The 12,193-nt window shown below is 57.0% G+C and carries 10 protein-coding genes, 2 pseudogenes and 1 riboswitch; all 12 genes and pseudogenes read right to left on the bottom strand.

The features are described 5' to 3' along the window. Positions 1 to 5: 5 nt before the first annotated feature. The 12 genes and pseudogenes from AC6ROY_RS13820 to AC6ROY_RS13765 all read right to left on the bottom strand — a co-directional run bounded on the left by AC6ROY_RS13820 (position 6) and on the right by AC6ROY_RS13765 (position 11,768). Positions 6 to 647 (bottom strand): chromate transporter, encoded by a 642-nt coding sequence (locus AC6ROY_RS13820; protein WP_500101108.1) that lies wholly within the window; start codon positions 645 to 647, stop codon positions 6 to 8. A 336-nt stretch (positions 648 to 983) separates the two neighbouring features. Then, entirely contained in the window at positions 984 to 2,159 is a 1,176-nt protein-coding gene (locus tag AC6ROY_RS13815; protein ID WP_500101107.1) for an MFS transporter, read from the bottom strand. A gap of 125 nt (positions 2,160 to 2,284) precedes the next feature. Further along, positions 2,285 to 2,794, bottom strand: coding sequence for a signal peptidase II (lspA, locus tag AC6ROY_RS13810; protein ID WP_500101106.1), 510 nt, complete (start codon positions 2,792 to 2,794; stop codon positions 2,285 to 2,287). A gap of 299 nt (positions 2,795 to 3,093) precedes the next feature. Further along, a complete protein-coding gene (locus tag AC6ROY_RS13805; protein ID WP_500101105.1) occupies positions 3,094 to 4,026 on the bottom strand; it encodes a manganese-dependent inorganic pyrophosphatase in 933 nt (310 codons plus the stop codon). Positions 4,027 to 4,188: 162 nt separating this feature from the next. Continuing rightward, positions 4,189 to 5,139, bottom strand: a pseudogene (locus tag AC6ROY_RS13800) (RNA-guided endonuclease InsQ/TnpB family protein). Further along, positions 5,136 to 5,237 (bottom strand): annotated as a pseudogene (locus AC6ROY_RS13795) (IS607 family transposase); the annotation flags it as partial. The pseudogenes AC6ROY_RS13800 and AC6ROY_RS13795, both read right to left, overlap by 4 nt. 177 nt (positions 5,238 to 5,414) lie before the next feature. After that, positions 5,415 to 6,329 (bottom strand): glycoside hydrolase family 43 protein, encoded by a 915-nt coding sequence (locus AC6ROY_RS13790; protein WP_500101252.1) that lies wholly within the window; start codon positions 6,327 to 6,329, stop codon positions 5,415 to 5,417. Between the two features lie 199 nt (positions 6,330 to 6,528). Continuing rightward, entirely contained in the window at positions 6,529 to 7,140 is a 612-nt protein-coding gene (locus tag AC6ROY_RS13785) for an ABC transporter ATP-binding protein (protein WP_500101104.1), read from the bottom strand. Beyond that, positions 7,130 to 8,053: an ABC transporter ATP-binding protein gene (locus tag AC6ROY_RS13780; protein ID WP_500101103.1), complete on the bottom strand. Its 924-nt coding sequence runs from the start codon at positions 8,051 to 8,053 to the stop codon at positions 7,130 to 7,132. The genes AC6ROY_RS13785 and AC6ROY_RS13780 overlap by 11 nt, the downstream gene beginning before the upstream one ends. A 147-nt stretch (positions 8,054 to 8,200) precedes the next feature. After that, on the bottom strand, positions 8,201 to 9,109 hold the full coding sequence (locus AC6ROY_RS13775; protein ID WP_500101102.1) for an ABC transporter permease: 909 nt from the start codon (positions 9,107 to 9,109) through the stop codon (positions 8,201 to 8,203). Next, a complete protein-coding gene (locus AC6ROY_RS13770; RefSeq protein WP_500101101.1) occupies positions 9,106 to 10,164 on the bottom strand; it encodes an ABC transporter permease in 1,059 nt (352 codons plus the stop codon). Before AC6ROY_RS13770 ends, AC6ROY_RS13775 begins: the two co-directional genes overlap by 4 nt. After that, positions 10,146 to 11,768: an ABC transporter substrate-binding protein gene (locus AC6ROY_RS13765; protein ID WP_500101099.1), complete on the bottom strand. Its 1,623-nt coding sequence runs from the start codon at positions 11,766 to 11,768 to the stop codon at positions 10,146 to 10,148. The genes AC6ROY_RS13770 and AC6ROY_RS13765 overlap by 19 nt, the downstream gene beginning before the upstream one ends. A 99-nt stretch (positions 11,769 to 11,867) precedes the next feature. Beyond that, positions 11,868 to 12,059: riboswitch (cobalamin riboswitch) on the top strand. The last annotated feature ends 134 nt before the right edge of the window (positions 12,060 to 12,193 follow it).

Genomic DNA, 12,193 nt, shown 5'->3' with positions numbered 1-12,193 from the left:
CCGCTCTAGATGCCGTCTGCAATAAAATAGTCGGCGTATTTGTGCTGCAGCTTCGTCTCCTTCGGCTTGGCGCTCTGGAACTGAACGACAAGACCGAGCTTTTGCTTGATCAGGATGGCGATAATGCCCAGCCACAGACCGGCGGCGATCACAAACAGCGGATGAACCGACGTGCTCAGCAGCAGCACAAGCGTGCATACCGCCGAAGCAAAGGTCGTTTTGTCAAATACCGCCTGCCTGCCCATCCGATAAGCCGCCACAATAATCAGAGCGAAAATCGCCGCGTGAATGCCCTGCAGCGCAGCTACGACTTTAGGCAAATGACCGATCTGCGCATACAGCAGGCTGATCGCCACCGCCAGCACAAACGTTGGCAGTGTAATGCCAAGCACTGCGGCGGATGCCCCCGGAATACCTGCCAGTCTATGACCAACAAAGGCCGCCGCATTCACCCCGATTCCCCCCGGTGCAGAGCCTGCGACAGAAAGCACGTCCGACATCTCATCCTCGCCGATCCAGCGCCGTTTGTGCACAACCTCGGCCTCGATGACGGGAATCATCGCATAACCGCCGCCAAATGTAACGGGGCCGACTTTTAGAAACGTAACGAACAGTTGACCGAGCAGCCGCCAGGTTTTCGTTTTCATCATGATGCCCCCTATATAGAATAAAAGGTTGGCCGGATCAACCAGTTTATGGCCTTCAATTTGTTCCTTTACCCATAGTATACTCTACTTTATTCTTTTTTGGAATAAACTATAGCTGATTTCATCATTAAATTTCTTTCAGCAGGCCTAATACCTCGTAAATGAAGAATAAATCGGCCTGTTCATCGCATCTTTTCCGATAGGACTTGTAGTATTACATCCAAAAAGAAATAAAGATTGGCAACACGCAGCAAAAAACCTTCCCGCCAACCATCAGCAGGAAGGTAGACCTGTTGCGGACGCCGATCCGCCTTTCTGTCAATTTTACAACGGAAGTCAAGCTTCCGATTTTCGCCGCACCATCCCTGATGACAGGCAGGCATAATAAACCGCGATCCCGCCCAGCAGCGCGGCGCTGCCCAGCACCGTCATACGCGCATGATAATGGTCGGCGAGCCAGCCGCCCAGCACGGGGCCGATGATCACTCCCAAGCCCTCCACACTGGAAAAAAGCCCCCAGCCCATGCCCTTCTGCTCGGCTGGCACGTATTCGGCCAACACCGCATTCCACGACGGCAGCACCGCCGCATACGATAGCCCAAGCACGCCGGCGATCAGAACCGCCGGGATCAAGCCTGCCACCTGCGTCAACGCAAACAGGGAAACAGCAAAGGAGGCAAAGCCGCCAATCACAAACCAGCGGCGCTCATAGCGGTCGGATAACCGCCCGAATGGAATCAGTCCGGCGACAGTCAGTCCGCCTGCGGCGACCAGCACCAGTGAATATTGACTGTACGCCAGACCAAGCGTTGACTGGGCAAAGGAAGGCAGCACCGGCACGAGCATCCCGGCAGCGGTTGTCTGCAAAATCATCGCAGGCAGCAGCACGCGCATCGCCCGCAGCCGCTCCCAGAGCAGCGTGACCTGCTGCCTGAGAGGAACGACGGCCTGCACAGGAGCCTCGCCTCCGCCGTGAATAAACAGAGACAACACCAGCCCGGCTCCCCATAAACCGACCATCAGCCAATATGAAGCAAAATAACTGCGATCCAGCAGCAAATTAAGCACAACCGGCCCGGCCCCAAGACCGGCCAGCCAGCTTGCATACACAACCCCCATCTGCGAAGCCCGCCGCTTTGCATCGGCCCGGCTCAGTCCGCCAAGCCAAACAGGCGACATCCCGACCCCGAACAGCGCGGAAGCCGCGACAAGCAGCGCCAACGACTGCGCCAGCTGCACGAGCAGCAGCCCGGCAAGCGACAGCGACAGCCCGACCGGCGCCACCAGCCGCAGCGGGAAGCGGTCCAGCAAATAGCCGACCGCGCACTTGACCAGCGTGTCGGTCATGTAATGAAGGGAGACAGCAAGGCCTACTCCGGCCGCTGCCAGCCCGAGATGCTGCACCCCGTAAGCAGGCAAAAATGAAACAAGAAACGCGCCCCGGACAAACTCCAGCGTAAACAGAAGCATCGCGTAGACGAACATGGAACCCGCAGCAGGTTGTCCGGCCAACTGCGCTGCCGCAACCTGTCCTTTCCTGTTTTCCCTTAGCGTCCCCCGCTCCGCCGGCTTTATCCGCCGGCTTGATCGGCAGCCGCAGCCTGACATGCTCCGCTTCGCCCATGACACAGCTTGCGTTAAGGCGCCGCTTCCGCCTGTGCGGATCGGCTGCCGTCCGTTTCCTTGCTCCGCTCAACGTCCTTGTCTTTGCGTGTCTCCAAATAAGCATAAAGGGCGCTGCCAATCATCAGCAGCACGCCGAGATGAATCGCATGATCGGCTACATTCAGAATGCCGTCCCCGTAATCAATAAAATCAGTGACCCAGCCAAACCAGGCACGATCTATCGCATTGCCGATCGCTCCGCCGACCAGCAGGCTGGAGCCAAGCTCCGAGGGAATGTCGCGCAGCTCTCCTTTGCTCCGGGCATACAGAATATATCCGACAAACACAATTGCAGGCAAAATAAAAAAACGGCCATAGCCTTGAAAGGTGCTGCCCGCCGCCCCGCTGTTGCGGTAATACGTAAACTGCAGCAGCTCATAAAAAACAGGAAATGATTCGCCCAGCTCCATATTCCCGCGTACCCATAGCTTGGACAGCTGATCGAAAACAATGACAACGATAGAAATGACTGTAAACCGCATGGACAGCCCCCTTTGCCTTGGGCGTGTCTCAAAACTCGCTGAAGTGCATCCTTTACCGCCTTTTCGCCCCCTGCCGCGTCACCTTCCCTTGACGTGCCCCGGCACGCCTGCGGAAAACTTCCTCGCTTGGAACGAAAATTCGGCAAAATCTGCTGCCTTCAGGGGTTTCAGACACGCCCTGGTAACCTACTTTCGTATAGTAGCATACTTTTCTGGCAGAGGCATAACCGGGACCGTTTAACCACAGCAAACAGCCGATCGACTCAGAAAGTCAACCGGCTGTTATTGTATTTTTGGGTCTACAGCTTGTTAAAAGCGTCCGTCAGTACAGGCACGATCTGCGACTTGCGGGACACGACGCCCTTCAGGACCGCTTTATTGCTGTCCAGCGTCACGTTGTACGCTTGCTCAACAGCTGCGGCTTGACGGCCGAGCGCCAAACCGATGGAGTCATTGTTCAAAATATCGGTGATCACAAACAGGAACAAGTCCAGGTTTTTGTCAGCGATGACTTGATTCAAGGCAGCTTCGACTTCTGCCTGGCGAGACAAAACATCTTGAGGATCGACAGCGTTCACTTGTGCGATTTCCACTTTGTAAGCGCCCATTTGGAATTCCTTCGCATCCAGCGTAATGAGCTGGGCGATCGTCTTGTCGCTCAGGTCCGCGCCCGCCTTCAGCATGTCCAGCCCGTAGCTGTCCGCGTCCACGCCTGCAATAGCAGCAAGCTCGCGCGCAGCCGCAACGTCCTGCTCCGTGCAGGTCGGCGATTTGAACAGCAGCGAGTCGGAAATAATCGCCGACAGCATCAGACCGGCAATCGCTGGGCTGATTTCGACGCCATTTTCCTTGTACAGCTTGTTGAGAATCGTTGCCGTGCAGCCAACCGGCTCAGCGCGATAGTACAGCGGACCGCTTGTTTCAAAGTTCGCAATCCGGTGATGGTCGATCACCTCAATGACCCGCACTTGATCAATATCGGAGACGCTTTGCTGGCGCTCATTGTGATCGACCAGAATAACGTCCTTCACTTCATTAGCAACCGTCTCCACCAGACGGGGCGCCTCCACCTTGAAGGTATCGAGGGCAAATTGCGTTTCGCCGCTGACACTGCCAAGACGGACGGCTTCCACCTCTTGTCCCAGCTTCGTCTTCAGATCCGCATAGGCGATCGCGGAACAAATCGTATCCGTGTCCGGATTTTTATGACCGAAAATAAGTGCTTTAGCCATGATCAAGCTGCTACTTAAAATATGGACAACAATATCCATATCAAGAATATTCCTTCTTCAATGTGCCTGTTCTCGACAAATAACGGTCTACTAACATTTGATGTAGCACTCCAAAGGCTTAAATTCCCGACTAGCCATCGGTACATGTGTACATGCGCTTGCTTATGCGACTTTATACACGGTAGCATGTTTTAAATTAACAGCAGCGTTCAAATCTCGATCCATGACAAGACCACATTCATGACAGACATAGATTCGATCCGACAGTTTCAAATCAACTTTTTTGTGTCCGCAACATGAACATAATTTACTCGATGGATAGAAACGATCAACCCTTCTTAATTCAATGCCATGACCAACACATTTTGCTGTTAGTTTTGTTTCGAATTGATGGAAGGATTGCCCCGCAATCGCTTTTGCTACATGCCATTTTTCATCATTCCTCATAACATTCAAGTCCTCAATCGTTATAAAACTTGGTTTTTGCTTTATAACCTGATTAACCACTTGGTTAATGCGGTTTTCTCGAATATTAGAAATTCGTTGATGAAGTCTCTGTACCTTCAGGACTTGTTTTTGGATATTTTGTCTAGTAGCAGATTCCCTCCCTTTGTTTTTGAATTTTTTATTCGTATTTTCTCGAAAGTTTTCGTTGCTGACGCTTTAATGACTTTTCCAGCTTCTTCACTTTAGATGTTTTGTTTATATTCTGTACGGGTTGATCTTGATTAGACAGGATTGCAAAATCTTTAACTCCTACATCAATCCCAATACCCTCACTGTACGTAACGTCTGGCTTTTCCATTTGTTCATCTACTAAAATAGAGACATAGTATCTGCCTGCTCTTTGTGAAACGGTTCCACTTTTAATGATTGATTTTGTGGCGTTCAAATGTTGGAATCATCATTTTTGCATCATTCTTTACAAAATACATCGTTACGTCTTGATTTTCGGGAATGAATGCATTGTTTAACCACTTAGAAAAATCCATTCCTGACATGAATTTATCGAGCAAGAAAGAAATTATAAACAAATCTACATACGCCAATTGTTTTGTTGAAAGTTTGAACTTGTTTCGAGTTTAATTGAACTTCAGTTTTATACGATCTCATTTAAACTCATCCCTTATGTCTTTTTTGTATTTTTTCAAACCGTATATTCTACAAGAAAAAACATGGATGATTGAGATCAAATCTTGAACCATTTCTTCTATTGTCCATACATACAAGATGATATTTTCACACACATTTGTAAATGTTATTGTTTGCTGTTGATCACCTCCCTTGCACAAGAATTTGGTGCATAGCGCCGCAACAAACAACTCATGTTCGATTATAGCGTGAAATCCGGCATACTCCAATTCATTTCCTGCGAATTTATCAAAATTTTAATTCCCGTCACGATTGGGCAGACCCGATTTGTCCAGCCACGATGTGGCAGACGCGAGCCGCAGCCCGCCATCGCTGTCGGACAGCTCCAGCAGCACCGGCCGCTCCTGCGGGTTCCGGTTTGGCGTATGAATCGTCAGCAGCAGCCGTCCGGCGAAATCCCGGAACAGCATGCCATGCCCGCCGTCCTCCCGGTAAAACGGCTCGGCATCATGCGTCCACGGCCCGGTCACCAGACCGCTGAGCGAGCGGGCGATGCCCATCGCGTACCCGCGGCTGCCGTGACTGGACCAGAGCATCACAAGCTCGCCGTTCGCCAGCCGGTGCAGAAACGGCCCGTCCGTCACATATTGGCCTTCCCGGCCCGGCAGCGACCACCCGGATTCCGAGGCGCGGAACAGCAGCACCGGATCAGCCGCTGTGCCGTCCAGCTCCGGCGTCAGCTCGACCGCATACATTTCACCGTCCGTAACCTGCAGCCATTCCCGGCAAAATACCATCCACGGCTTGCCCGCTTCATCGACATACAGCGTGCCGTCCAGACATTCCCAATCGACCGGTGTAACCGGTTTCTCTCCATGCAGCGTAAAAGGCCCCTCCGGCCGGTCCGCCACCAAAATTTGCGTAGCCCGTCTGCGTTCCTCCGACTTAAAGGAAGCGAACATATAATAGCGGCCGTTGTAGAAATGCACCTCCGGCGCCCAGTAATGATGATCGGCCCAGAAGCCCTCCGGCGCTCTGAACGCAGGCAGCGGTCCTTCCCACTGCTCCAGATCACGGCTGCGGTAGCAGTCAAAGCCGGACGGCTTGCCCGACCAGACGACCGCCCCGTCCGAGCCGTATAACACATACACTCCCTGCTCCGGTACAGGCAAAATAAACGGATCGCGGAAATTGATGTCCGCTAATCGCACCTGATTCAAGCACAAGTCCCCCTTTGCCGCTGTTCAGCTAACCGCCGGTATTCCCGGCGCTCCGAATCAGCCCGGCATTCAATCGGCGGCTGGCCCAGCGTTCCTGCACGCGCAGCCTCCTGCGCGCTGCGTAGGAGCGCGTCGCAATTAAGCCGCACGACCGCCCTGCCATCAGACTACGACGAAGAGCGGCGCACCGTCAAGCCCGTGCGCCGCCAAGCTCGATGACCCGGCTGCACAGCCGCTCGACCAGCCGATGCTCATGGCTGATGACCACGACGCCCATCCGCTGCTGCGCGGCCCGTTCCAGCACCGCATGCCAAATTTGCGCCTGGGTTAGGGCGTCCAGCATCGTCGTCATCTCGTCGGCGATCAGCACCCGCGTCTCCTTGCGGAGCGCCCGCGCGACGCAAAACCGCTGCAGCTCGCCGCCCGACAGCTCGTTCGGCCACCGGCTGAGCCAAGAGGACTCAATGCCCAATGCATCCAGCAGCCCAGGCTCAGGCTCGCCTCCCTCAGCCAGGATGCGCTTCATCCGCCAGCGCGGATTCACCGCCTTCTCCGGGTGCTGGAATACGAGCTGAACCGGGCGGTAGCCGGTTGTCGGCAACGGCTGTCCGCCCAGCGTCACCCGTCCTTCCGGCGGACGCTCATAGCCGGCCAGCAGCCGGGCCAGCGTCGATTTGCCGCAGCCGCTCGGACCGACCAGGCCAACAACCTCGCCAGGCTCAACGTGCAGGCTGACCTCGCGCAGCAGCCAAGGATGACGCTCCCCGTAGCGGTATCCGATCTGTCTCGCTTCAAGTCGCATGGAAGCAGCTCACCGTCCCTTCTCGCAGCTCGCGTACTGCGGGCCGCTCGGCCGTACAAGCTGCGTCGGCCCGTTCGCAGCGCGGAGCGAAGGCGCAGCCGGGAGGCAGCGCGTCAGCCGGAGGCTGAGAGCCGCGGATCGGGACGAAGCCGTGTTGCGGTAGCGCCCGCCACAGCGCCTGCGTATACGGGTGGCGCAGCCGCTCGCCGGACCCGGTAAAATCAGCGACCGGGGCGACCTCCACCACCGAGCCGGCATACAGCACCGCTACCCGGTCGGCGACGGTCAGCGCCGATTCAAGGTCATGCGAGATCAGCATGACGCCACAGCCCTCGTCGGCCAGCTCGCGGAAGCGGCCCAGCGCTTCGCTGACGACGGCCGGGTCCAGGCCCGGCGTCGGCTCGTCGGCAACGACGAGCCGCGCGCCGCTGACCGTCGCCGTCGAAACCAGCACGCGGCGGGCCATGCCGCCCGACAGCTGGAACGGAAACAGCCGCGCTGCGGCCGCCTTCAGCCGGTAGCGCTCAAAGATGCTGCGCTGCGCTGCGGCCGGATCGCCGGTCCGCACCGCATCCCGCACCTGACGGCCGACCCGCATCAGCGGATCGAGGTACTGCACCGATTGCGGGACAAGCGCGATGTCCCGCCCTCGCAGCGCCTGCTGCCGGGCTGCCGTCAGCTCCTCGCCCTGAAAGCGGAGACGGCCCGAAACGCGGGCATTGGCTGGCAAAATGCCCAATATCGCATGGGCCAGCAAGCTTTTGCCGGAGCCGCTGGAGCCTGCAACCGCGACAATTTCACCGGCCCCGATCGACAGGCTCAAGCTGCGCAGCGCCTGAACCTGCCGCTGGCGGAAGCCGCGCGTATATTGGATAAAGGCTACGGACAAGCCTTCGACTTCAAGTAAAGACAAGCAAATCCCCTCCTTTCGGGACGCTGTGTGGATGCTGCTGCGACGCTCCTTTTGCTCCTACAGCAACGCTCCTTTCGCATCTGCTGCGCCCCGCTACGCCCCGGCCTGCAGCCGTAGACGGCCGCCGCCGCTTCGAGCCGGGCCGGTTCATTCATGCGCCCGCTTCGGGTCAACGAGCAGGCGCAGGTTATCGCCGAGACGATCGAAGCAGCGGACAACAAGCAGCAGACATAAGCCGGGAAATAAAGCCAGCCACCACAAGCCTGTAGACAAGTACCTCATCGACTCCGACAAAATAATGCCGATCGCCGGTTCATGCGGAGATAAGCCCATCCCGACAAAGGTGACGGCCGCCTCATGCAAAATCGCATGCGGAATGATCAGCACAAGTCCGACCAGCAGCTGCGGCACCAGATGGGGAAATATATGGCGGGTCGCGATCCAGACCCGCGACCGCCCGAGCTGCCGCGAAATTTGCACATATTCCGCAGAGCGCAGCTGCAGCACCTCCGTCCGGATCAGGCGCGACAGGCTCGGCCAGTGCGTGAGCGCTACGCCGATGATGACCCCTTTGGCGCCGCCGCTCAGCACAAAGGCAATCAAAATCAGCGTCACCAGATGCGGCACGCTGAGAAACAGGTCGATCAGCCAGCTGACGACACGGTCCGCCGCCCGTCCGAGCGTCGCCGCCGCCAGTCCAAGCAGCGCGGCAATCAGTACGCTGACGACGCCTGCCGTCAAGCCGACCTTGATGCTGAGCGCCAGCCCCTTGAGCGTTCGTGTCAGCATGTCCCGCCCCAGCCAGTCGGTGCCAAACGGATGACTCCAGGACGGCGCAAGATTGCGCAGCTCCAGCTGCGACACCAGCTGTCCGCTGTCCAGCAGCTGTGCGCCAAGGGCAACCAGCAGCAGCAAGCCTCCGGCCGCTATCGCCGAGCTTAGCGCCCGTTGACGGCCATACAGCCGGCCGGGCGCGAACCCGGCGGACGATAGCGGCTCCAGCGCAGCGCGTGCGCCCTGCGGAAGCTCTGTTGTCTGCTTCTGCTTCTGCTTCATAGCCGGGCCTCCTCCCGAATTCGCGGATCAATGAGCCGGTATGCCAGATCAGCGAGCAGATTGCCGATAAATACAAACGTAGCGCTGAACAGCACGATGCCGAGCAGCAGCGGCACATCGCCCCGCAGCCCGGCCTCAACGGTCGCTTGGCCCAAACCCGGATAAGCAAATACTTGCTCCGCCAGCACTGCCCCGCCGAACAGCTCGGAAAAAGACGTAAACTGCAGCGTCACCGCAGGCAGCGCCACATTGCGCAGCCCATGACGCCAGAACAGCGTGAATCCCCGCTCCCCGCGCGCTCTCGCAAATAAGACGTAGTCGCTGTCCATCACCTGAATCAGCTTTTGCCTCGTATGCAGCGCGATGCTGGATATGCCGACCACGCTCAGCGTCAGCGCAGGCAGCAGCATATGCCGGATGCGGTCGGACAACGTAACCTGCTCCGCCAGCACCCCCGCAGGAACACCGAGGCCGACAGGAAACCAGCCGAGCCAGACGGCGAACACCAACAGCAGCAGCAGTCCGAGCCAAAACGTCGGCGTAGAGGACAACGTATAGCAGTACCAGCGAATCAGCCGGTCCAGCCACGTATCCTTCCGCATCGCCGCCAGCGCGCCAGCGGCGAACCCGACCAGCCCCGACAGCGTCCAGGCCGCCAGCATCAGGGCGCTGGAGCTGAGAAAACGCTCGCCGATGACCTCCAGCACCGGCTTGCGGTACATCATGGACTCGCCGAAATCTCCCTGCAGCAGCGCCGCCACCCAGTTCAGGTAACGCTCCAGCGGCGGACGATCCAGGCCCCAATAAACAGCAATCGCCTCGCGCTGCTCCGGCCCGACCTTGAGCAGGTCCGCGCCCACATAGGCCTGGATCGGATCAATCGGCGAATATTCGACCAGCATAAACGAAATCGCGCTGACCGCCGCCAGCAGCAGCGCCAGCCGACAGCCTTTGCGCCCTATGTACGCAAGCAGACGGGCAGTCGCTCCATGGCGACCGCCCGACTGTCCGCGCTCTGGCTTGTCCGCCGGGCGGGTTATTTCGTCCATCGCCATTGCTCGATGTTATCCGTAACCGGCCAGCCGTGACCATGCGGATGAATCGGCTGCTTGCCGATATCCAGACCGTTTTTCACCAGATACAGATGGTCGATGTTAACGAGCCATGCCCATGGCGCGTCACCCTTGGCGCTCAGTCCGGTTTTGCCGTCCCATTGCGCCTTCTTCCAATAGTCCATCGCATCCTTCTCCGTCGTAGCCCGCAGCGCCTGCGTCATATAAGCCTCAACCGTGTCATTGCTGTAATACCCCGGATTAAAATATTCAACCCCTTTATATTTCGCGCTGTAGACATGATACATTTCGAGCGGATCATGGCTGCCCCAGCCAAACATGACCGGATTGGCATGCATCTGCTTTTCAATTTCATCCCAGCTTTTACCCTCGGCTTTCACCTGAATGCCGATCGGCTTCAGCATATCGGCCGCCGCAATCGCCAGCGATTGGCGTGTGACATCGCTCGCCGGGTAAATCAGACTGAATTGCGCCTTCAGCGCGCCCTTCTCACGAACGCCGTCGCCGTCCGCATCTTTCCAGCCGTCCGCCTCCAGCAGCTTTTTCGCTCCTTCAGGATCGGCGTCCGGAATAACCGCCTCCGGGTTAAACCACGGCAGCCCGTCGTTGACCGTATAAGCCGGCGTCCCGTGACCTTCCAATACGCCCTGCACAATCGCCTTGCGGTCCAGCGCCCGGTTGATCGCCTGACGGATCGACAGCTCGGCAGTCACGTCGTTGCCGATCGGATAGCCCTCCTTCGTTTTGCCGCCGGATTTCACATAAGGGAGCATAATGCCCCGGTTATCCACGGAATGCGCCGCTACCATCTGCATCCCGCTGACCGACTGTTTGCTGAAGGCCGCAGGGATATACGCGATATCCACCTTGCCCGCCTTCGCCGCCGCATAGGAAGCATCCTCGTTCAGAAACAAAAACGTCAGCTTCTTAAAATACGGCTTCGCGCCGTAATAGTCAGGGTTTGCCTCGACGATCACCTGCTGCCCTTTGTCCCACTGGACAAGCTTGTACGGGCCGGACCCGATCGGCTTGGACGCATAGTCCTTGCCATGGGCGTGCTTCGGCACGATGCCCGTGGCGACAAGCATTTGCGCAAAGGTTGATTGCGACTCCTTGAGCTTGAATTGAATCGTATAGTCATCCGGCGTTTCCATCGACCCAAGGTTCGTGAGGTCAATCGCCGAACCGCTTTTACCGGCGGCTTCGAACGTATATTTCACATCGGCAGAGGTTACAGGTTTCCCATCGGAAAACTTGGCATCCTTGCGCAGCTGTACCGTCCAAACAAGACCATCCGCACTCAGCTCATAGCCGGTTGCCAGATCATACCCGATTTTCATCTCATGGTCGCGCTTTAACAAGGTGCTCTGGAAAAGCGGCGAGCCATACCGGCCCCAGCCTGTCGTCGGATCAAAGCCTGTCTCCGGTTCTCCCCCTACAGCGAGCATCAATTGCTCCTGCTGCGCGGCCGAGCTGCTCTCCGTCGCTTGCCCCGGCGCCTGCGGCGTCGGCTTGGCCGTACATCCGGCTAACCCGATTGCACAAATCAAGCCGGCCAACCCTAATGAACGAAAACGAAACCTCACGACCGTACCACTCCCTTTTTCTATACAAGTAACATGAAATATAAAAATAGTAACACACTCGATAGACAAAGTCACTAGATTGTGATATGTTTCAAGTAAATTTGCTTTACAGAGCCAGGTGCCTTTGCCAGCAGCAAAGGGTAACAGGGAATCGGGTGCAACTCCCGAGCGGTCCCGCCACTGTAACCGGAAAGCGTTCTCTCTGCATGCCACTCGGATATGTGATCCGGGGAAGGCGAGAGGCCGCGTTGATCCGGGAGCCAGGAGACCTACCTAGCTTCTGCACACCCGTTACCCTTCGCGGAAAGGAGAGGTGTACGAGCCACACAGCAGCGGTCGCATGCCAGTGATCGTTATTTGTGACGTTATCGTACCGGCAGCCAACTCCGAGATGGATTGGCTTATTTGTGTTTTGTATGGGTAAT

Source organism: Paenibacillus sp. sg306046, assembly GCF_059821225.1.
Note: the sequence above shows the minus strand (reverse complement) of the source record. Positions and strands in the feature narration are given on the sequence as shown.